This window comes from Paenibacillus sp. (assembly GCF_048976745.1).
Classification (GTDB): Bacteria; Bacillota; Bacilli; order Paenibacillales; family Paenibacillaceae; genus Paenibacillus.
The window spans coordinates 589,060-611,464 of the sequence record NZ_JBHGUU010000006.1 but is presented as its reverse complement, the minus strand read 5'-3'; the positions used below and the strand labels follow the sequence as shown (position 1 = coordinate 611,464).

General features: G+C 45.3%; 21 protein-coding genes and 1 other annotated feature. Of the genes, 5 read left to right on the top strand and 16 right to left on the bottom strand.

Annotated elements, in window-relative coordinates; all coding sequences use genetic code 11:
• Positions 1–48: 48 nt before the first annotated feature.
• From ACE3K2_RS09520 to ACE3K2_RS09510, 3 genes are all read right to left on the bottom strand, one after another.
• Positions 49–846 carry a sulfite exporter TauE/SafE family protein gene (locus ACE3K2_RS09520; RefSeq protein WP_421889212.1) on the bottom strand — a complete coding sequence of 266 codons (798 nt, stop codon included), beginning with the start codon at positions 844–846 and terminating at the stop codon, positions 49–51.
• A gap of 491 nt (positions 847–1,337) precedes the next feature.
• Positions 1,338–2,093 carry an SDR family NAD(P)-dependent oxidoreductase gene (locus tag ACE3K2_RS09515; RefSeq protein ID WP_421889210.1) on the bottom strand — a complete coding sequence of 252 codons (756 nt, stop codon included), beginning with the start codon at positions 2,091–2,093 and terminating at the stop codon, positions 1,338–1,340.
• Positions 2,094–2,289: 196 nt separating this feature from the next.
• Entirely contained in the window at positions 2,290–2,760 is a 471-nt protein-coding gene (locus ACE3K2_RS09510) for a DUF6376 family protein (RefSeq protein ID WP_421889209.1), read from the bottom strand.
• A 140-nt stretch (positions 2,761–2,900) separates the two neighbouring features.
• On the opposite strand from ACE3K2_RS09510, the gene ACE3K2_RS09505 reads away from it, so the two are divergent.
• Positions 2,901–3,869 (top strand): bile acid:sodium symporter family protein, encoded by a 969-nt coding sequence (locus ACE3K2_RS09505; RefSeq protein WP_421889207.1) that lies wholly within the window; start codon positions 2,901–2,903, stop codon positions 3,867–3,869.
• A gap of 252 nt (positions 3,870–4,121) precedes the next feature.
• Here the strand turns inward: ACE3K2_RS09505 and asd are convergent, their stop codons facing one another.
• From asd to ACE3K2_RS09475, 6 genes are all read right to left on the bottom strand, one after another.
• Entirely contained in the window at positions 4,122–5,207 is a 1,086-nt protein-coding gene (gene asd / locus ACE3K2_RS09500) for an aspartate-semialdehyde dehydrogenase (RefSeq protein WP_074094892.1), read from the bottom strand.
• A 170-nt stretch (positions 5,208–5,377) separates the two neighbouring features.
• Positions 5,378–5,654, bottom strand: a binding site (T-box leader).
• Positions 5,655–5,732: 78 nt separating this feature from the next.
• Positions 5,733–6,578: a class I SAM-dependent methyltransferase gene (locus tag ACE3K2_RS09495; protein ID WP_421889205.1), complete on the bottom strand. Its 846-nt coding sequence runs from the start codon at positions 6,576–6,578 to the stop codon at positions 5,733–5,735.
• A gap of 77 nt (positions 6,579–6,655) precedes the next feature.
• Complete coding sequence (gene galU / locus ACE3K2_RS09490) at positions 6,656–7,528, bottom strand: UTP--glucose-1-phosphate uridylyltransferase GalU (protein WP_421889203.1); 873 nt, start codon at positions 7,526–7,528, stop codon at positions 6,656–6,658.
• Between the two features lie 57 nt (positions 7,529–7,585).
• Positions 7,586–7,978: a GtrA family protein gene (locus ACE3K2_RS09485; protein WP_421889201.1), complete on the bottom strand. Its 393-nt coding sequence runs from the start codon at positions 7,976–7,978 to the stop codon at positions 7,586–7,588.
• Positions 7,971–8,957 (bottom strand): glycosyltransferase family 2 protein, encoded by a 987-nt coding sequence (locus ACE3K2_RS09480; protein ID WP_421889199.1) that lies wholly within the window; start codon positions 8,955–8,957, stop codon positions 7,971–7,973. Before ACE3K2_RS09480 ends, ACE3K2_RS09485 begins: the two co-directional genes overlap by 8 nt.
• A gap of 242 nt (positions 8,958–9,199) precedes the next feature.
• Positions 9,200–11,365, bottom strand: a complete 2,166-nt coding sequence (locus tag ACE3K2_RS09475; protein ID WP_421891122.1) for a glycosyltransferase family 39 protein — start codon at positions 11,363–11,365, stop codon at positions 9,200–9,202.
• Positions 11,366–11,592: 227 nt separating this feature from the next.
• On the opposite strand from ACE3K2_RS09475, the gene ACE3K2_RS09470 reads away from it, so the two are divergent.
• Positions 11,593–12,276: a response regulator transcription factor gene (locus ACE3K2_RS09470; RefSeq protein ID WP_124115540.1), complete on the top strand. Its 684-nt coding sequence runs from the start codon at positions 11,593–11,595 to the stop codon at positions 12,274–12,276.
• Entirely contained in the window at positions 12,276–13,793 is a 1,518-nt protein-coding gene (locus tag ACE3K2_RS09465; RefSeq protein ID WP_421889197.1) for a sensor histidine kinase, read from the top strand. Before ACE3K2_RS09470 ends, ACE3K2_RS09465 begins: the two co-directional genes overlap by 1 nt.
• Positions 13,794–14,246: 453 nt before the next feature.
• Here ACE3K2_RS09465 and ACE3K2_RS09460 read toward each other — a convergent pair whose 3' ends face one another.
• Entirely contained in the window at positions 14,247–14,957 is a 711-nt protein-coding gene (locus ACE3K2_RS09460; RefSeq protein WP_421889195.1) for an SDR family NAD(P)-dependent oxidoreductase, read from the bottom strand.
• 101 nt (positions 14,958–15,058) lie between these two features.
• On the opposite strand from ACE3K2_RS09460, the gene ACE3K2_RS09455 reads away from it, so the two are divergent.
• Positions 15,059–15,418, top strand: coding sequence for a MerR family transcriptional regulator (locus tag ACE3K2_RS09455; RefSeq protein ID WP_421889193.1), 360 nt, complete (start codon positions 15,059–15,061; stop codon positions 15,416–15,418).
• Between the two features lie 159 nt (positions 15,419–15,577).
• On the opposite strand, the gene ACE3K2_RS09450 is transcribed toward ACE3K2_RS09455, so the two are convergent.
• The 6 genes from ACE3K2_RS09450 to ACE3K2_RS09425 form a co-directional block, all read right to left on the bottom strand.
• Positions 15,578–16,162, bottom strand: coding sequence for a GNAT family N-acetyltransferase (locus ACE3K2_RS09450; protein ID WP_421889191.1), 585 nt, complete (start codon positions 16,160–16,162; stop codon positions 15,578–15,580).
• A gap of 22 nt (positions 16,163–16,184) precedes the next feature.
• Positions 16,185–17,648, bottom strand: coding sequence for a S8 family serine peptidase (locus tag ACE3K2_RS09445; RefSeq protein ID WP_421889189.1), 1,464 nt, complete (start codon positions 17,646–17,648; stop codon positions 16,185–16,187).
• 119 nt (positions 17,649–17,767) lie between these two features.
• Positions 17,768–18,343: a GNAT family N-acetyltransferase gene (locus ACE3K2_RS09440; RefSeq protein ID WP_421889187.1), complete on the bottom strand. Its 576-nt coding sequence runs from the start codon at positions 18,341–18,343 to the stop codon at positions 17,768–17,770.
• 166 nt (positions 18,344–18,509) lie between these two features.
• Entirely contained in the window at positions 18,510–18,809 is a 300-nt protein-coding gene (locus tag ACE3K2_RS09435) for a hypothetical protein (RefSeq protein ID WP_421889185.1), read from the bottom strand.
• A 74-nt stretch (positions 18,810–18,883) separates the two neighbouring features.
• Entirely contained in the window at positions 18,884–20,623 is a 1,740-nt protein-coding gene (locus tag ACE3K2_RS09430) for an ATP-binding cassette domain-containing protein (protein ID WP_421889183.1), read from the bottom strand.
• Positions 20,608–21,462 (bottom strand): ATP-binding cassette domain-containing protein, encoded by an 855-nt coding sequence (locus ACE3K2_RS09425; RefSeq protein WP_421889181.1) that lies wholly within the window; start codon positions 21,460–21,462, stop codon positions 20,608–20,610. The genes ACE3K2_RS09430 and ACE3K2_RS09425 overlap by 16 nt, the downstream gene beginning before the upstream one ends.
• Before the next feature lie 112 nt (positions 21,463–21,574).
• On the opposite strand from ACE3K2_RS09425, the gene ACE3K2_RS09420 reads away from it, so the two are divergent.
• Positions 21,575–22,165, top strand: a complete 591-nt coding sequence (locus ACE3K2_RS09420; protein WP_421889179.1) for a biotin transporter BioY — start codon at positions 21,575–21,577, stop codon at positions 22,163–22,165.
• The last annotated feature ends 240 nt before the right edge of the window (positions 22,166–22,405 follow it).

Here is a 22,405-nt window from a genome sequence, read left to right as displayed (position 1 = left end):
ACCCGTTTGGTTACGAAATCATCACTGTTGATTCCTGCGTACGTGATTTTACAGAATGGAGGACCAAACTTTGACCGCCGTGATGGCGATAAGTACGATTAATGCATACCGAAGTAGCCTCACATCGATCATCGAACTAACCTTCGAACCAAGGGATGCTCCCAGCAGACTGCCGATCACCGTATAGATGATGGGTTCCATCGGAATATCTCCACCTGTAATTTTCCCTATAACGCCGCCAATGGCAGAGATAAATACAATCGCCAGCGAAGAAGCAATCGTTGTTCGCACGGGGATGCTCAGAATCGTCAGCATGATGGGAATAAGGATAAAGGCACCACCCGCACCAACGATTCCCGACACAATGCCTACTGCAAAAGCAGTGCCTGCTGCAATCCATCGGTTAAACACCAGTGGAGCTGCGGTGTCAAGTTTTCCCTTTCCGGGAATCAGCATAAGCACAATCGCCATGATTGCCAGAATGCCATAGATCAGATTAATAACTCTTCCGTCCAGATGACCGGAGATAAATCCGCCAATCAGACTTCCAGCAAGAATGCTGGAGCCCATGTACAGCACCAATCCGCGGTGAACGATCGCCCCACCACTTCTGCCCATTTTTACTTTTCTCCGGAAAGCAATCACACCGGCAAGTGAAGCGAAAAATACTTGAAACATACTAATTGACGATACCTCATGTGCTGAGAATGGCTCCAGTCCCATCCAGGATGGAACATATAACAGTAGCGGATAATTGATAATGGCCCCACCAATACCCAACAAACCGGAGAAAAATGAACCGACCAGACCCAGTATAAACATGATGATAAAAAGCAGAAGATCCATCGATTATGCGCTTCCTTTCATGCAATATAAATCTCATCTCGAAACTCCTCCAAAGTGCTATACAAGGCGAATATTATCCGTTATAATAAAAACCAAGTAAATTAATCCGAAATGAGTGATTAAGCATGTTTAACGTGTTGAAGACTCTTTTTGAAAATAAATGTCCTCAGTGCAACGAAAAATTACAAGTTCATAACGATGCGTTATGCTCGACCAAAACCTGTTCTCAATGTCATTACAAAGAAGAGAGTTATGGCTCTCTCGGCGTTCGAATTGTCTATGACACCACAAAATGATAAAAAGCTATAGCCTTGTTAATTGTATCACGATCTCTGAATTTTCGGGATGATTCGACAAACTTATTCTCCTCTTATACATGATTACTTTATAATGAAAATACAAAAAAACGGTGCAAAACGAATAAATCGTTCTGCACCGTTTTTTTCTGTTCTTCGAGATGAGTTCCCTTAATTTTAGAAAGGTTACTTATTTTACTTTGTTTTGAAGCTGAGGAATCCATCATCTACAGCTACGGTTGTCCCATTCACTGCACTTGCTGCATCACTGAACAGGAATGTAACCACACTGGCTACTTTTTCTGGTTGAATGAGCTCTCCACGCATATGTTGAGTAGCAAGTGCGTCTTTCATGGCTTTGTCATCACCGAGAATCGGTGTTTCGATAAAGCCAGGTGCCACACCAACCACACGAATTCCATGTTCTGCAAGTTCCAATGCACCGGATTTGGACATCATAACAACAGCAGCCTTGGCTGCATTGTAGTTGAAGCTGCCTACTGCAGCAACACTTCCATAGATCGAAGCCGTATTAACAATGGTACCTTGTACATTTAATTCAACCATTTTTTTTGCGCCATAATACATGCCATAATATACACTGTGCTGATCTACATCAATGACTCTGTGATAAGATTCCGGGTCCATCTCCAGAAATGGTTTCACAAGTCCAATGCCTGCGTTATTGAAAATACCGCTTAACGTACCATATTTCTCTACTGTCCAGTCGATCAGGGCTTTGATCTCGTCCCCTTTGGATACATCCACTTTGTATGCGCCCGCTGTTCCACCTGCTGCTTCAATCTCTGCCGCAATCTTCTTCGCTCCGTCTTCGTTATAGTCAGCGACAACAATAGTCGCGCCTTGATCCGAAAGTTGAAATGCTGTTTCTTTACCAATACCACTGGCTCCACCTGTAATAATGATTACTTTTCCATTGTGCTCCGTCATGACGCAGTTCTCCTTTGGCATATACATCTCGTGATTACTTGCTATAGTCTAGCTCCAGAGACATTATATATACATGAGTTTTCGAAAAATAAAAAAAGCGAACATATCAGTAATTTCAATTGCTCCGATATCCCGCCCTTATAAAATATGAGAATTGCAAACTGTGTTGTCTCTCCATATTGAAAATTAATTCAACTTATTCACCCTGAAGTCCACTAAGCGGATCTCGCAAGTTATTGATGTTGGTGATCAGTTCAGGAATACCCGTCTTCTCCCAATTTTCTGCCGTGAAACCTTGCTCTGCGATCGTATTCTCGAAGTTGTCCATAACTTCCGTTAATTGAGTATTGTAGCTGACCAGATTCTCATGAATGCTCTCTCCTATTGCAGGAGCAGTGAGCTGAGAAAATTCGCTTGCTTCTGCTTGGATCAGATCAATTTTCTCCTGAATCTGAGTGGTTATCTCTGGATTGTTCACTGCTCCCGATGCCAGCTCCTGCAGATCAGCCCCGGCGTTTGATACCTGTTCTATATAATCAGTAGCCCCACTAACATAATTTAAACTTTCATTGGCTTGCTCTACGACAGAACAGGCCGAAATCAAAAGAATACTTGATGCAATAAGGCCTGTCATCATTAATGTGTGCTTTCTTTTTCTTATAAACATGATCATCTCCCCTTCTCCTATTCGGAATCCTTGTTTCAAGTCCATGATACCTGTTCCGACCGCTTCATTGCAAATGGTCTGCAGCCAGCGTTATTAACATGTATAATAGTAGAATCACACGGTAAAGGGATGTCATGAATATGCTTCAAGCCTTGAACCAACGCTTGAACCGCATCATGCCACTGATTACCCCAATCAGCATTATTATTGGCGTGTTATGCGGGAGTTTTCTTTCTTCTTATACTTTTTTATCTCCTTGGCTCTTTGCGTTCATGACGTTCGCTGGAAGCATCAGTCTTGGAATACGGGATTTTGTAAACGTGCTGAAGAAGCCGTTCCCCCTATTTGTATGTCTGTTTATTTTGCATATGGCGATGCCTCTAATCGCTCTTGGTATGGGTCATCTGGTTTTCCCTGCAGATGCGTACACCATAACAGGTCTGGTTCTGGCAGCTGTGATTCCCACAGGAATAAGCAGCTTCATCTGGGTCAGTATCTATCGGGGTAATATTGCACTTACGCTTTCCATCATCCTGATTGATACCATGCTAGCTCCTTTTGTAGTGCCCGGAGTGTTATCCCTGTTAATTGGCACCAGTGTCACACTGGATACGGCAGCCATGATGAGCAGTCTGTTCTGGATGATTGTTGTGCCATCCCTGCTCGGTATGCTGCTGAATGAATGGACCAAAGGTGCCATTGTCCCGGTCTGGGGACCGAGATTGAATCCGTTATCCAAATTATTTATGGCATCTGTCGTTGCCATTAACGGATCTGTCGTTGCACCCTACTTGGCCGATTTCAACTGGAAATTGGCTGGTCTTGCGGTCATCATTATTTTCCTGGCATCATTCGGTTATGCACTAAGTTACTTCACTGCTCGATTGTTAGGCTGGAATGAGGCCGACCAGGTCGCTCTGGTGTTCAATGGAGGCATGCGTAATATCAGCGCAGGTGCAGTACTCGCTGTTTCGTATTTTCCGCCACCTGTTGCCGTCCCCGTCGTGCTTGGCATGGTTTTCCAACAGATGCTCGCTTCCCTGACAGGTTATCTGCTCGGTCGTCGCTCTCAGCTTCTGCATAAGTCGGATAAGACATCTGCTGCCTAATAAAATATTGGACGATAAATAAACGCCGACATGATTGTCGGCGTTTTGATTTGTGTTGCTATGATTACTAATATTGCTACGATACTGCTACGTTTCGTAAACCTAGTAATTCGTTTCTGAAAAGATTGCTGTTAGACCTAAAGCTACAATTGCTTGTCTACAATAGAAAAAAACCATCAACGAGTGATGGTTTTCATCTAATCCTTCTTTTCAGAAATCTGTTGCTGCTCATGGTACTTGGTACACCTACACTTATTTCGGTTGAATATATCCTTCAGCTTTAAGCAGTTCTGCGATCAGGACCGCACCACCTGCCGCTCCGCGGAGCGTGTTGTGGGACAATCCCACGAATTTGTAATCATAAAGTGAATCTTCGCGCAGTCTACCTGTGGAGACACCCATTCCGCGTTCGATGTCACGATCCAGTTTCGTCTGTGGTCTGTTCTCTTCTTCAAAATACGTAATGAATTGTTTTGGTGCACTTGGCAGAGCCAGTTCCTGCGGACGACCTTTGAACTGCAACCAACGCTCCAGAATTTCGTCTTTGCTTGGTTTTTTCTCAAAGTTTACAAACACGGTAGCCAGATGTCCATCCGTTACCGGTACACGAATACATTGTGTTGTAATTAATGGAGCAGAAGCTTTGACGATCTGATTGTTCTCGATGCTGCCCCAGATCCGCAGTGGTTCCTGCTCACTCTTCTCTTCTTCGCCACCGATGTATGGAATGACATTATCGAGCATATCCGGCCAGTCCGTAAAGTTTTTACCTGCTCCCGAGATGGCTTGATACGTGGAAGCGACAACCTGAGTCGGGTTGAACTCACGCAAGGCGTGAAGTGCTGGCACATAGCTCTGAATGGAGCAGTTTGGTTTTACGGCAATGAATCCGGTTTTTGTACCCAGACGTTTGCGTTGGGCTTCAATCACATCCAGATGTCCCGGGTTAATCTCAGGGATTACCATGGGTACATCTGCTGTCCAGCGGTGAGCGGAGTTGTTGGACACGACAGGTGTTCCTGTTTTGGCATAAGCCTCTTCGAGCGCTTGAATCTCATTCTTTTTCATATCAACCGCGCAGAAAATAAAATCAACCTGGCTGGCAAAAGCTTCGACCTGGGAAGCATCCTGAACAACGATTTTTTTCACAGCTTCCGGAATTGGAACTGCGAGTTTCCATCTGCCTTGTACGGATTCTTCATATGTTTTACCTGCCGAATTGGCGCTTGCAGAAATAGCTGTTACTTCAAACCATGGATGTTGATCGAGCAGGTCCACAAAACGCTGACCCACCATTCCCGTTCCTCCGACGATACCAACTTTCAATTTTGCTGACATTCAATCATCATTTCCTTTCGGTTTAAGTGATTCTTCCCTTTGATCAATTTCATAACTCACTAATAACGTAATATGAAATTTGACTTCCTAATTAACACTATTCAGGCAATTCCAAAGCGTGTAGTTACAGCCCCGAAAAAACCAAAAAATCCCATCCCCAAGACAATAGTCTCAGGGACGAGATTGAACTCTCGTGGTACCACCCAGATTCGCCAATATGTCACCATATTCGCCTCTTCAAGTAAAGGTGTACAACCATGTTGCTAGCTGTAGACCGTTTATACTCTAGCTCTGTAACAGGAGCTCCTGTCACACCATCCCTTAACGCTAAGTTCCGATGTGCTGCTCTGAGTCTTTATTCAATAAAAAGTTCTTTACTCCTTTTCAGCTGCCGGAGCTCTCTTTGAAAGAATGATTTTTATCTACTCGTCTCTTCGTCGCATTTGATATTGCGATTATAATATCAAAATTACTGTGATGAAGTAAACACATTTTTTTAGATCATGGAATTTATACGTGATTTCCTTACTGTTTGTTGGCAACAATTGCATACGTCCCCAGTGGAATCCCAGGCCCCGAGACATGATGTGTCTTAAGTAATTTCAGTTCGGAAAGAAGAAGTGTTTTTACTTTGTCCGGGATCGGAAGCATTTGCAGTTCCACGGGCGTTTCTGCCAGTGTCATTTCGGTTTCCCAGCGACCGTCCTGCAGCTCTGGAGAGTGGATTGAAGTCTCTTTCTTAATCGTCCAGCCTGCCGCAGAGACAAGCACTTGGATATCCTCCGGTGTAAAAAGCGTACGCACATTGGAGAAGCTGTTCTCCTTGTAACATTCGACCTGAGACTGAATGAGAACGGATAACCAGTGCGAGAGCTGGCTCACATCTGTAACTCGTGCATCCCATTCGGCAAAACATAACTGATGTCCCCACGTCCTAACCTTGCTAAGAATCCGAGTGAGTTCGTCAAACGATCTCAAGTACCAAGAACAATGGGATAACACAATCACATCAAACTCATTCTCGGCGAATTGAACTTGATCACTTAAAATATCAAAATCATAATCCATTCGAATTCGATCACCCAGCGGAGATCTCTGCAACTTGGCTGCCGCCTCGCCTACGGTCAGCGGTGCACCATAATCCTCAGGTGCAATATCTACACCATGAACGTATCCATGCTCCCCCACCAGATGTGCAAGCACGACCGTTGTATCTCCCTGACCACACCCGATTTCCAGAACACGGCTGCCTTCCTGTATCCCCCAAAAAAGTCCCAGTTTCATCCGATGCTCGGTCTGAACGTACTGAATGGCGGCGTTGTCCTCTACATCCATATACTTAATAAGGTCCCTGATGATAGACTCATTCATGATTCCTCACTCCTCCAAGAGCACTTGAACTTCTTGCTCATTGTAGCGTTACAGGAAGCATAGTTCAATGTTAGAGTCTAGGCCCACTGGGTTGCAAGTTTCTGAAGATAGGGGGTCAGCATGGGCTGTAATTCCTTGCGCATCAGTCCGATCTCCAAGATCGCCTGAATATATCCGAATTGATCACCAATATCGTAGCGGCGTCCTTTCAGTTCAAGGGCCAACAGTTCCTCCACTTGACTCACTACTTTCAAGGCATCCGTTAACTGATATTCCCCTCCAGCCCCTCTCTCAATCTGATCAAGGATTGGAAAAATGGAAGGTTTCAGAATGTATCTTCCCATTACAGCTGTTCGGGATGGTGCTTCTGCAAGGGAAGGTTTTTCGACCAGATTGGTGACTCGGTGAACCCGGTCCTCTGCACCATTTGAATCAATGATGCCATATTTGCTCACATTTACAGCGTCTACTTGACGGACACCGATGATCTGATTGCCTGTCTTTTCATAGAGATGAACCATCTGTGCAAGTGCAGGCGGATCAGACACCATAATATCATCTCCCAGCAGTACAGCGAAGGCATCTTCCCCTACAAATTGCCTTGCACACCCAATGGCATGCCCCAGACCTAGCGGTTCTTTTTGACGAATAAAATGAATATTTGCCATCTCGCTGATGGCCTGCACCTCCTCCAATAAAGACTGTTTGCCCTTGGCATACAAAGAGTGTTCAAGTTCAACCGACTTATCAAAATGGTCCTCTATGGATTTTTTGTTGCGTCCGGTCACAATGAGGATATTCTCAATTCCTGATTGTACTGCTTCTTCAACAATGTATTGGATGGCCGGTTTATCTACAATCGGTAACATCTCTTTAGGCTGTGCTTTGGTCGCTGGCAGGAAACGGGTTCCGAGACCCGCTGCCGGAATAACTGCTTTTTTAATTCGCATTTCATCATACACTCCTTTCATTTGTTTCTTATAACCAATATTGCACGGTGTGGTCAGTTAAGTAGCGATACGAAACACCCAATATCTGCTGGCTATATAGTTCAGAACCATCCCCATCAAGGTCGCCAGGATCTTACTCATCACGAGACTCCAACCCAGCATGTCGTGCAAAGTCATCAGAATGAGGGCGGATAACGCGAGAACGATGAGATTGGTGATTAGAAAACGAATACGTTTGGCTCTATCGCCGCTCCGTCGTGCCGCATCTCGAAAAGTCCACCTGCCGTTCAGCCAATAACTGTTCGCAACGCCGCAGCTGTACGAGATGACTTGAGCTATCAGAACCGGCACACCGACCGCAGCAAGTATGGCAAATACCACCGCATCCACTGCCGTATTTGCAACACCCACAATACCAAACTTGAAGAGTGTCGCCAGACGCTTAATCATGATGAGCCGCGCGGGCTGTCAATCGGGATTGCGCTTGCTGGCCCTCGGCCTGAACCACGTCTCTCACAATGTATAGCGGACGTGCCTTGGTCTCATCATAGATTCGGCCAACGTACTCGCCCAGAATGCCCAGCATGATCAGGATGAATCCGTTAAACATCAGCATGATACTCACAATGGATGGCCATCCCTTAATTGTTGAATCTGTAAAGATGGCCGAACCAATAACCGTTAACATATAGATGAATCCGCCTACCGACAGGATCGCACCTACATAACCTGCAAGCTTGAGTGGTTTATGCGAAAATGACGTTATGCCATCCAGGCTTAGCTTCAGCATGCGTTTCAGCGGATATTTTGTTTCGCCTGCGAGACGTTCATCACGTTCGTATTCAATCGCAGTCTGACGAAATCCGACCCAGCTGACCAACCCGCGTACAAACCGATTTTTCTCCGGAAGACGTTTCATCTCATCACATACTTTGCGGTCAATCAGGCGAAAATCTCCGGTGTCTACCGGGATATCCGTATCCGTTGAGGCACGAAGTACACGATAGAACAGACTCGCCGACCATTTCTTGAAGCGAGTTTCCCCGCTTCGTCTGGTGCGTCGGGCATATACGACTTCATAACCCTCTTTCCACTTGGCGATCATATCGAGTATCAGTTCGGGAGGGTCCTGCAGATCCGCATCAATAATAACCACCGCATCCCCCACTGCATAATCCATACCCGCTGTTATCGCGATCTGATGTCCGAAGTTACGGGCAAAATCAATCAGCTTCACACTCTCGTCCCAACGGGCGTAATCACGGATCATCTGTGCACTTCGATCCACGCTGCCATCATTGACAAACAACAGTTCATAGCTCTCTCCTGTGCTGCCCATGACCTTTTTCAGACGCCGATAAGTCTCCTCAATCACCGCTTCCTCGTTATACATGGGAATAATAATGCTGTATCGGTATGCGTGAGCCATGTTTGTCCCCTCCCTTTTCCAATGGACTTCGTTCGAGATTTTCACTCTATATAAATTGAACTAGAGAATATTTACACTGCACACTTCGATGACAGAACAACCTTCCAATCGCTGTTATCCCCAGATTTTTTTTGATTCCCTTTTCTTAAGGGAAAATCCGGGGATAAAGGCGAACGCTTCGCTTTTTCAGGTTTTTTCTGTCCTCTTCGTTATCGTGTAAATGATAAGTTCAATTTATATAGCTACAATTTCACTTCATACAAGGTGGTCTGTCCGCCAAATCCGAATCCAAATCCAAATCCAGCTTCACTCTCCGTATCACCGTTATCCATGGATCCGCTGTCTGTGCCTGTCTTCCATTCTGACATTGGAATCTCGGTTCCGTGCTCTTTGATCCAATCGCTAATATCCGAGTTCCCTCCGCGGCCCCCCATGCCACCAACCATGAAGTATTTCACTTGCCCGCTCTTGACAAGTTGCTCAAGTTCCTCTGTTGTGTACACCGGGTCTGAGCCGGAGAACCCTCCAAGTGTAATGACCGCTGCTCTTTCATCGATGATATAAGGTGCTGCCTGATTATAGTCTGTAGTGGCAAAGAGATACGTTTCGCCTGTATTGTGTTCTTTCAGATAATTCAGTGTGGCCGGATCCACTTCTTCGTTACGGTTGCCCATTCCCCCACGGCCACCCATTGTAGGCATTTCTGTGTCTCCTGCAACGTTACCCATAGGCATGCCCATTCCTGCTCCACCAAACATGCCATTGGAACCAGCAGGCCCTGCTGCCGGAATCATGCTGTTGCCACCGTAAGTAATTGGGGTGAATGCCCAGTAGATTGGACCAATCAGCATCACCATGAATCCCGCGATAATGAAGCTCTGTTTCCATCGATGTGTGCGATGAAGCATAACGATCAGGATGACCGTAACCAGAATGCCTGCGATCAATTCACTAATGGACCAGCCTGCACCAATCGTCTCGTTATACACCTGCATGATATACCAGCCAAACAGAGTCGTCAGCAGCACGGACACCGGAAGCAACCATGCCTGCCATCCATCACGATTACGATATGACTTCCACATCGCTACAAATCCTGCACCAGTCAGCGCCGCTATTGGAGGTGCGAGCATAATCAGATAATATTGATGGAAGAAACCTGCCACACTGAAAAAGGCAGCAACGGGAAGCAGCCATGCCAGCCAGAATAAGGCCTCCTTATGTTTACTGGTTATATTTCTCCGTCTTAACCCTGCAAATAGGGCAATGCACCCAAGCAGCACAACTGGCAACAGCCAGCTAGCTTGACCTGACAGTTCCGTCTGGAACAGACGCAGAGGACCTTTCTCCCCTGTTCCAAACATTCCGCCCATACCTCCGCCGAAATTTCTTCCGTTTGGCATTTCCATATCATTCGGCATCTGCCCGTTCGGTAAATTGCCATTCGGCCCATTCATGCCGCCCATGGCGTTTGTTCCATTAGAACCATTCATATTATCGTTATCCGGTGCATTGACATCTTGCCCAGCGCCAGGAACACCAGTGCCTGTCTGATTAGGCATTGCAGACAAGTCTCCTCGATTGCCACGATTATTCCCCGATCCGATACCATTTGGCATACCTGCGTTACCTGCCGTATTCTGCTGACCCGTTAGGCGAGCCAGGCCATTGTATCCAAATGCGAGTTCCATGACCGAGTTCGTTTCACTGCTGCCGATATAAGGCCGCTCGTCTTCGGGTATAGAATCCACAGTGACCGCCCAGGATAAGGAAACGATTGCCAGAACTGCTGTGCTGCCGATCAGCAGGATAATCTTCTTTCTCCATTTCGCCTGAAATGCAAGTAGATAGAACAAGTAAAAAGCCGGGAGAACCATGTAGGCTTGAAGCATTTTCATATTAAAGGCTACGCCTATTAACCCAAAGGCAACCAGAATGCGCCATGCACTGTCTTTTTTGCTGCCTTTGAACAAAAACCATGAACCCAGCAGTAGTGTAAACACCAGCATGCTGTCAATATTATTGGTCCGGCTGACTGCCGCCACGACAGGCACAGTCGCCATCGCAAGTGCCGAGATTCGTGCTGCTGCAAGACCATATGTAGGTTTCACCATGAAATAGATCAGGAATACTGAACCGATTCCCGCTAATACCTGCGGCAAAATAACGCTCCATCCGTGCAGTCCGAAGACATAGGCAAAGGCCGTCTGAATCCAGAAGACAACGGGTGGTTTATCTACAGTGACCGAGCCTGCTGAGTCTAGTGAAGCATAGAAAAAGTTATGGAAGTTGCTGAGCATACTCCCAACGGCAGTCGTATAATAGGAATTGGCATATTGATCGTTCCAGATACCGTACCCATTCAGAAATGCCGCCAGTAATACAATCGGCAGAAGGACAAAATCCATCCTTCTTTTGGTGTTATTCAATGTTAATCACTCCTTCAAAGTTCTTCATGTCTAGTATTGTGACATGCCAAAATAAAACTGGGATGAGTGCCCGCTGAATGTTGTCTGAGGATAATTCACAATCCTTTCAGCTAAATTTCAGTTTGACAAGCGATAATACAACATACAGTCCCTCTCAATTGAGGGAGAACTATAGATGGAAGCAAGCAAGGAGGAACCCCCGTATTATGAAGCTTAGCAGCGGAATTAAAATACTATTGGCTGACGATGAACCGCATATTTTGCAATTTCTGGAGCTTGGATTAAGCAATGAGGGCTTCGATGTGCGCACCGCACCGGATGGAGCGGCTGCGCTTGAGTTGGCCCTTGAATTCAAGCCACATATGGCTATTCTGGATGTCATGATGCCTGAGATGGATGGATTCGAAGTGGTCGAGCGTCTGCGTAAGACCGGAGCTCAGGTTGGCGTTATAATGCTGACAGCGAAGGACGAGGTCGAGAATCGGGTTAAGGGCCTTTGGCTAGGTGCTGACGATTACATGATCAAACCCTTTGCCTTCGACGAGCTGCTCGCCCGAATTCAGGCCAGGCTGCGCAATCAATTTCCTTTATTAATAGGAGCCGTCACCCACGGTCCCTTCCGAATTGATGATCAGCGCAAAGAAATCACCTATCAGAATCAGGTCCTGGAGTTATCTCCTACCGAATACGAACTGTTAAAATTTATTGTGCTTAATCATGGGATTGTACTTAGCAAAGCGACCATTCTGAGCCGGGTGTGGGGGTATGATTTTGGCGGGGAAGAAAATATTGTGGAGGTATATGTTCGCTCCTTGCGCGACAAACTCGGGGATAAAGAGCATAAACTCATTCGTACGCTTCGGGGTGTCGGATACAGGGTGGATCTCTGATGAACTCGCTGCCCAAGAAAAATAAACTTCGTTTAAGACGTCTTCACCAATGGATCTGGCCTCGTTCATTACGTTCTCAATTGCTCTCACGTTCTCTGTTTGTCCTGGCTGGGCTACTATTGTTAATCGGTATTCTGCAATTCTGGATCATGGAGAGCTTTCTCTATCGGAATCAGGCAAAAACCATGGAAGAACAGCTTATGTCCATGCCCCCGGTTTGGCTCGGAATCCAGTCACGTAGTGGCTATTCCAACAATCCTTTTGGTGGACAGGCAGGAAATGGGTCTGGCAATCGGGTGCTGTTTATTCCGGACCGTTCACTGGCCCTGTTTGATAACCAAGGTACGTTCGAGGATGTTTTTGGGGAAGACGGTCTGAAAGCCCCTCATCTATCAGCTGTTGAATATCAAGACATTACAGCAGAGTTGAAAGAACAAAAGCATATTCCCTACCGGATCGTAACGGATAGCCAAGGCAATGAGCAATTGATTGTATTCGCCTCACCGGGTCCACGCAATCGTGGCTTACCCATGGTTCAGATGGGCACGGCTACAAAGCCACTGAGAGACTTGATTATTAAACAGCTTCTGATCTTTGTGATGTTATCGCTGTTGGCCATGGTAGCCGGTCTTATTCTATACACTAAAGTATTACGCCGGACGCTGGTTCCCCTGTCCAATATGGTGAATAAAGTACAGCAGATCGATGCAGGCAGTCTCGCAGAACGCCTTCCCGTCGTTCAGGGACAAGAGGAAGTGGATCAGCTCGCCGTTTCATTCAATGGCATGCTTGAAAGACTGGAGAACTCGTTTGAAGCGGAGCGGGAATCGAAAGAGCGCATGCAGCGTTTCTTATCGGATGCTTCTCATGAGCTTCGTACCCCGCTTACCTCCATTCACGGCTTCATTGAAGTTCTACAGCGGGGTGCAGCCACCAATCAAGATCAATTGTATAAAGCACTGGACAGCATGCACGGCGAATCCGTACGCATTAACAAGCTGGTTGAAGATTTACTGCTCCTGACCAAGCTGGATCAGGCTCCGAAGCAGGAGCGGGAAGTCATTCAGCTGGACAGTCTGCTGCTCGAAATGCAACCACAACTTGCCATGATGGCTCAGCAAAGATCCGTTCATCTCGACCTGACGGCTGAGGTACATATACTGGCCGACCCTTACAAGCTGAAGCAGGTTGTGCTGAATCTGTTCCATAACGCGGTGCAGCACACCGATCCCAATCATGGAGCCATCTCCATAACGTTGTATGCCACACACCATCAGGCTGAATTATCGGTTAAGGATAACGGCACAGGCATTGAACCTGCACATCTGTCACATATCTTTGAGCGATTTTACCGCACGAGCAGTTCTCGTTCGCGCAAACAAGGGGGTGCAGGTCTGGGTCTAGCCATAACCCGCTCGATTGTGGAGTCGTATGGTGGAAAAATTACAGTACGAAGTCAGGTAGGATCAGGAACGGATTTTATGATTTTGATCCCGCTGAATAAGGCAGATGTCTAAGCTGAGCGTAAGTTCCAAGTTGGTTATACGTAATCTCTCGGCTAACTCTCCAAAGGTTGCTTTTCTTTCATCTTCATTCCAATCCGCACATTAATTCCTTTCTTCATTACATGGCGAATCCCCCTTTCATTTCTCAACCGAAATGAAAGGGGGATTCTTTATTTGTGTCCGATTAGTATAGTGGTCGCCCCATTGGGTTCAGACTTTCAGGCTAACGAATCTAAGGCGTCTTATTAAGGATTTGAAGAGTTCGCAAAAATCTAACGAACCTGAGCCACGTTATATCAGAATAAACAGCCGTTTACAGCGCTTTTATCAGGGGCTTTCTGGTAATAGCGTGTGTGATGTTCTTTAAAATTTAAGAAGCGTACCTAGAGGCCAAATAAGACATCCTATGTTCGTTAGAAAATCGTCTAGGTATTCCTCAAAATCAGCCAGCTTGGAGCCGTTCGATTACCAAGGGTACACGCCATTCTCATCTAGGAATTCTCCGTTATGACGTTTACCGTCTGTCACATAACCCACGATAATTGCAGCACCGGCTTCTTTTGATTTACCGCCTTCAGCATTGCCGTTCAGATCTGTTGATGTGAATCCGGGCGTTACTGCAAAGACTTGAGCCCTGCTGTTTCTGACTTCATAAGCCATTGAAAGTGTCATGGCACTGTTGGCCGTTTTGGATGAGTTATAGTCGAAGGCATTTAGAGTGAATTCCGCATTTTGCATATGGTCCAGAGAAGCCATGTCGGTTGATACATTAATGATTGTGCCTTCATTATCTTTGATTAACGGGAACAATCGCTGATTCAAACGGAAGGTGCCGAAAAAGTTCACTTCGAAGGCGTTCCGCAAGTCTTCCTCTTTTGTATCCGTGAAGGACTGAGAAAAAGCACCAGGCATGCCGGCGTTATTGATCAGAAGGTTTAATGCGGGATAAGTCTTGTGAATGGTATCGGCTGCCTGCTCGATGCTGTTCAAGTCGCACATGTCGATTTGTACAAACTCTACAGCTAACCCCCTGGAAGTTAACTCGGAAACTGCCGCTTCCCCCCGTTCGATACTACGTGCGCCAAGGATAACTTTCCAGCCTGCTTCACCTAACTGCTTGACGATTTCATATCCAATTCCTTTATTGGCTCCGGTTACAAAGACAGTCTTTTTCATAATAATCCTTCTTTCCATGATTGATTTATATTTAACAATGTATAAGTTACTATGCTACACTTAGTGTAGGTCAAATGATTTTTATAAAAAGGATGAATAACATGTTAACCATTGGAGAAGTTGCGAAAAGAGTTGAGGTCTCCATCGGAGCGATCCGCTTTTACGAAAGAAAGGGACTACTGAAACCCGCTGTACGAAGTGAACAGAATAACCGTCTTTATTCGGAGGATGATCTGAACTGGCTGGTTTTTATCAAATGTCTTCGCGAAACCGGGATGAGTGTAGAAGATATCAAGAAGTATTATGATCAGGTAAATGAAGGAACCTCCACGCTGAAGGAAAGAACCAAGCTGATTGAGGATCAAAAGCAAAAGTTGCTCAATGATATCGAGGAGAAAAAAGCGCAGCTTGTTCATCTGGATAACAAACTGGAGCGCTATTATCGCGGAGAAAATTATTAACATTGTCCTGTGCTACAGATTAAAAGACAGAAAAAAATCAGGTAGCCAGTATTCACTGTCTAACCTGATCTGCAAAATTGATGTTATAGCGCTATCTAATGGGACGATGTTCTAGCTCTGACATGATTACGTCAAAACATTCATCTTGAGACAAATGCATTAAATATGACCTTGACGCTTACACCGTTGGTAATGGTTATATGATTCATTTTCAATCTCGATGGAATTCAACCGTTCAAAATTACATTTCTGTATCACCTTATTAGATGCTTGATTGGTAATCAAAGCGATGGCATTTAATATTTCCACGTTGGTATGTTCAAATAAATACTCTGACATTCCGTTCACTGCCTGCGTTGTATAGCCACGGTTCCTGAAGTGTTTCGAAATACCGTACATAATCTCCCGATTGGGTGCTGGCAGTTCGTCCTTGATCCCTGAGCAGCACCATCCTATGAACTCATCATTTTCTTTGAGTACAATAGCCATACGTAAATATAACTCTACGATATCCCCTCCCGCCATCACAGCTTGTTTAAAACGCTGATTCTCAGGGATTTCATATTCGGTGAGCCACAGGGTTCTCTCTTCAATCGTAGCGTTCCATCCCGGTAGGAATTCATACACCTCAGGTTGCCATGTAATTTCTTGCAGTTTCTCCAAATCTTCAATTCGATACTCGCGCAAATAAATATCCTTGCAATCGATGATTAATTTATCACTTGAATAATTGGCTTGTTTCATAAGGTTACCTCCACATACTGATTTACGTTACATCATTAAAGAGCTTGTACCATTGCCTTAAAGGCAATGCCTTGATATGTATAGTGTCAGGATCTTGAGTTTTTTCAAGTTGGGGAAAACACTCTGGATATTGAGCCAAATATTCACTAACACACCATCGAACCGACCAGTTAATATCTGTTGACCAATTTATCCAATGGTGAATTTCCTCCTTTGGAGCATTTTGCAATAATCCATGCATATACCATCCGCGCACTCCTCCTTCTGTTTCATGTATTAAGGACACCCAATACAACTTTCGCTCTCGTTCGTTCATCGGTTCACCGAGCGTCGATACTGCAATTTTACGAACAATAGCGGATGAATCCTTCGTGAAGTTCCATAACTCTTCACGTGATAATTCACCCCTCTCAACTAAAACGGTTAAAGAGAGCGCTCTTTCGATATCATCCATTGAATGAATTGCGCTGGATGAATTTTGATTTTTTAAGCTTATCATGGGTAAAGTTTTTGATATGTACCTTGGCTTATCTACCCTGTTCATACAACGAATTGTATTCTCAACGTTAATTCGAGGAGCCAGGTTATCATCACCCTCAAGTGGTTCTCCATGCTCGACTAAAAAGTGTCTCAGCATCTCGGAACTTAAACTCGGAAATTGGGAGAACAAATGGGCCGCAACACCAGCCACAAGCGTAGCCGCTCCAGAGGTCCCCTCATAAAAAGATACGCGCTTACCAGAAGTTTCATAAGAGGGGATTGTAAGGTGTAGTCTGGGCGCTAATAGATCTGGCCTAAAGTGACCATCTCCATTTCTGCCATAAGGTTCATCAGGGAAAGGAGCGTGTAATGAGTAATCGGCCTTTCCACGATCGACATAGCCCCCTACTGCTAAATATTGTATTGGAGGCATGATGTTATTTAAACGTGTATTTCCATTCGAACAAATAACCAAAATGCCCTGCTGCACAGCTGTTGCCAATGCTTTAACCGTTGAATTTTCACTCGTATTTTTAAGATGAACTTCATTATCTAATGCCTGCCAACCAGTGCTTAAAATAATTTTTATATTCCATTCGACCCCATGTTCAAGAATCCATTCCATTCCTTTTTTCAGACGTTCTCCTTCTCCAGTTGTAAATGCTCCATGATCTAAAATGATAAATGTTGCTGCTGGTGCAATCCCGACATGAACCTGTCCCTCTAATAGAATAGGTTCATGGGCCAAAGCCAGTACACTCATAAGTCCATGCTCACCTTTCCGATGATCTCCCTCCCTGTTCATAGATGAGATGTCTTGCATGGTGACAGTCATATTTTCATGTACGGCAACACATTTGATTCGTGTATTTAAGTGATTTACGAGATGATGTGGTTTAATTGAGTCGATAATTACAATCCCCACACCCAGACCAGAAGTATGAAAATCAGGCCGTTCAGCAAAACCTAACCTTTTCCATGTCGGATCAGGCATTTCTCTATCCACACGATCACCCCAGATTTTGATATCATTAAGAATACTCTCGCCTACCGCTTAATGTACTTACCACTTATCCAACTAACATGGGCTGACCTAAGCATCCCGGCGATCTTTTTATGTTGGACTCAAGCAAGCCCCTCTTTTTCCATAAACTCGTCTTTGGTTAATCCAAAGAGGATCAGATCCTGGTATTTTCCATCGGTATAGATCACCTGGCGACGCACACCTTCCTGAACACATCCAAGTTTTCTCATCATGGCTGCGGAAGGTTCATTTCCTTGGAGTACATAATCATTAAATTTATTGAGCCTGCGCTCGAAGAAAGCATAGTTCAGCAAGATTCGAACGGCTCTGGTTCCGTATCCTTTTCCTCGATGATCCCTGTCAATTTGAATCCCAATGCTAAAGGTACCGTTTCTCTCATCAATGCTGTTCAGATTCACACCTCCGACATTTTCACCATCCATATTTACAATTGTAAACATGATCCGTCCTTTGGTTAAAGAAAAATCAGAGAAGTTTTCCGTGAAATTCTTTGCTTCAACATGAGTTGGCGGTAACTCTACTGCACACTCCAATAACCGACGGGCAGGTGTATCAAAGCGGTTATAATAATGGTCTTCCCAATCTTCCTCACGCAACGCACGTAGTCTGATCTGATCATCCTGCCAGAAATATTGACTATAATCGATCTCTCTCATTCCAATTCCCCCACATATTCAACCAAAATTTTGTAGTTCGAGCTACAAACATAATAACCCATAATGTGGAATTGGAGGAGAATTGTTTTTCATTAAACACAACGAAAATAACCCCCGAAAGGACCAAATCTGTCGGAGGTTACGCTCTATTTTATATTCATATCACTTACGATTCTTCTGTATATTGTGGTTTAGACACATTATCCGGTACCGTTTCGTCAAAAACATCCTGACCCGGATAATCACGTATTTCTCCTTCATGAAGCTCATGATTTTCATAATCGAAACGATGTGCAGACCTCTGATCCACCCGCCACGGAGAACTTTTCCCGAGAGACTCAGATAACAATGATGAGCCGTAAGGGCCCTCCGGGAATTCTTCGAGTGTGATATCGTTTCGCTGCGATTCCACCGTAGACACATCGGTATATTCTTGCCGTTCTTCACGCAAAAACTTATCTTTCATCGTTCGTCCCTCCTGATCCGCGTCCAGATAATCCACGCGCACTTATTGTGAGCAAGCGCTCACGAAATTATGCATCACCATTCGCGAATCCATACTAATAGTACAAAACCAATGAGGCCAGCCATGCTAATCCAGGTATCACGCTTGGACCATGCCAATAACGAAGAACGTGCTCCTAGCAAAGAATGTTCTCTAACTTTACGCATTTCCATCGCAATGGTCATATCCTCTGCACGTTGGAACAGTGCCATTAACAAGGGAATCACCATCGGACCCAAGTCGCGAATCCGCACGGTATTTGGTCTTAAAGCTACCTTTCCACGTGCCCGTACGATCAATGAGAATCGCTGCCACTCACTCCAAATCATTGGGATAAACCGAAAGATTAACGATACAGCAAGAGCAAACGAAGCTACGGGCAGCCTGATCTTTTTACCGATGCCGAGTACCCAGTTCAGTCCTTCTACCATTCGCCCATATGGCGTTGTCAGTGAAAACCAAAGACTGGCCAACGTGACGATAAACAGACGATACACATTCAGCAAAGTGCCCTCTGCCTGTATCAGGGAAAAACCAAAGTGCAGACCGCCTCCCGCGGTTGAAAGGGTTGTCCCAGATAACGCTGTTGATATGATGAAAAAAAATAACAGTGGCTTCATTAACTTCATACAGCCAGCCAAAGTCTGACGCGGAAGCACAGCAAGTGCGGCCACTACCGGCACCAATGTTAACGTCAATCCAAGCCAGCGCTGTTGAAGCATCGCTGCGGTGACCAGCAAAATATACAAAATCCAATTTAGACGTGGGTCCATAACACCATACAATCCGCCTGAATGAGTCAAGCTGTTCGGAAGAAGCTTCGGATCGTCCCCTTCTATATTCTCCATTATCTCGCTCTCTGCCACCGTAATGGCTACTCCCGATACCGCTTTTGATTTGTTCTGAATTCCCACTTCAACGAACGTGGACTGAACAATGCTTTCCGCCATCTCTTCCGGGGTCATCGCGGTAAAAGACAGATCAAGACCCGCAGCCCTAAGCTGCTGTGCTAGTCGCATCGAAGGTGGCAGTCCAATCCCTGTCTGCTCCAGCAATTCAGGCCTATCGTGAAGTTCTCGCGGTGTGAGATCAGCAATGAGACGACCTTCCTGCAATAATAATACCCGATCCGCACAAGGCAAGAATGTATCCAGATCATGGGTTGCTACCACGACCCCACCACCTGCCAGACGATGTTGCTCCAATACATCCAGCAAAAGTGCGACACTTTGTGCTTCCAACCCGGCGCTCGGCTCATCCAGCAGAAGCCAGTGTGGATTGGTCGTAATGCCGAGAGCAAGACCCAGTCTGCGCTTCTCTCCCCCACTTAGAGCAAATGGCGACCTGTCCGGATGAAAACGTCGTTCCACCTCCGAAGATATTGGCCGGTCCCATTGGTTCAGTACTTTTGTAATCTGCTCTTGTTGCTGTTTCTGTGAAAGTTGATACGGACGCAGAGAATATGTGAATTCACGCTGGATACTTCGGGCAAACAGTTGTTGTTCCGGAAATTGAAACACCAGACCCATTTGCAATAAAATCGACTGTGACACTTTTCCTTCTCTCCAGAAAGGCATGCCATCTATCCTAATACTTCCTGCATCGGGAGGTTTCAAGCCAGCCAGCGTCTGTAGCAAAGTCGTTTTTCCTGAACCCGTACAGCCCAGCAGCAAAGTAATTTCCCCACTGTTCAACTGAATATTTATCTCTTCAAGCAGTGCACGTTTGCTCGAATCCGATGCTTCTATACGTATATTGGTTAATTCGATCTCCAACTTGCAACCTCCTTAGCCAGTTGCTCGGGCCTAAGTGGCATGGCTTCTGGTCTCATGCCTTTTTGCTTGAGCAATAACGCAGTCTTTACAGTGAAGGGGAGGTCCAACCCTAACCGTTCGCAGGGAGATAGCTGCTCATTTTTCAGAATTGTCTTCTCATGCATCTCTGTTTCATAGAAAAAAGACTCAGGCTTCCCGTCGTACACACAACGCCCTCGGTCAATAGCAATAATTCGATCACACAAGGTCGCTTCTTCCAGATGATGCGTGATCCAGATTACCGTTGTACCGCGCTCGGTGATCTTCTGAACGATGACCTCAATGCGGTCTCTTGCTCCGGGATCAAGCATGGCTGTTGGCTCATCCAGAATCAATACGTCCGGTTTGGCCGCGAGCGCTACGGCAATGTTAAGCAGTTGTTTCTGGCCACCCGATAACTGTGAGATAGCCATATCCGGGGGATATTGAAGCCCTACGGTATGTAATGCGTCCTGCCTGTGCTTCAATTGTTCTTCCACAGTATGCATTAATGGTGACAAGGCATAATGAAATTCCTCTTCAATGGTGTCCCCCAATACCTGTGCATCCGGTTGCTGCAATACACCCCGAATGGTGAGTTCATCTGAGATGTTCCTTACCCCTCCCGATCTTGGAATGAATCCAATAAGGAGCCCGGCGAGCGTACTTTTTCCACTGCCATTCGCCCCTACAATACTAACCCATTCTCCTTGGTGCAGCGTAAGTGACACTCCATCCAGCGCTTTCCTCACTTGACCCTCTTCGGAAGCATAATGCACTCGGACATCTTCTAATGTAATGTTGGGCAGGTTGGCTTGCATCGTAAATTAGTCCTTTCCCTTTCTATCTCTATGTGGTAAGATCCTAATCGTTAACCACATTTATTAATTTGGTTAACAATCATATTACCAAAATGGAGAGGATTGTTCAAACATGAAATTATCTTTGCGAGGCATTGTATTTAGCGCACTTATGGCCGCAATATTAGTTCTTTTCGGTTACATAAGCATTCCTATTGGCTTCTCCCCTGTACCAATAACATTACAAACTTTGGCTGTCATGTTGGCTGGAGGATTACTTGGTCCGTTGTATGGGTTTTTAAGTATCGCTCTCGTTGTTGTGCTAACGGCATTAGGCTTCCCACTTCTACATGGAACCGGCGGTCTTGCTGTTCTATTAGGTCCAACCGGGGGATATGTTATCATCTGGCCTCTGTCCGCACTCCTGATCGGTTTATTCCTCTCCAAAGTGAGGATCCAAGGATTTAAGGGATATATTTTTGCTTTTATCATCATTGAATTATTTGGTTCACTGTTGAACTATGTCTCAGGAGTTCCTTGGTTGGCCTACGCATACAAAATGTCCCTACCCGAGGCCATGATTCAAGGATTCTATCCTTACATTATTGGGGATCTGATCAAAGCTGTATTTGCCACGATTATCATCGCACCCGTGCGCATGGTATTCCCACCTCAACGCCTTACAGGTAACATGCACTCTACGGTTGTAAAAGCGGAATCTTAATAGAAGCTACATAAGGTATCCCATCTACCTATCTTTGAAAACGACAAAACAGCCAAAATTACTTTGGCTGTTTTTGTTAGCTCTCTTCCCTCTATAGATTTATTTTCTATATAAATTGAAATACACATTTACACAAAACGGAGAGGACAGAAAGAACCTGAAGAAGCGAAGCTAAAAGCTTTCAATGGAAAGCTACTTCGTAAGCATAAACTCGCCTACAAGCTTTCTGCAAGATAGCTA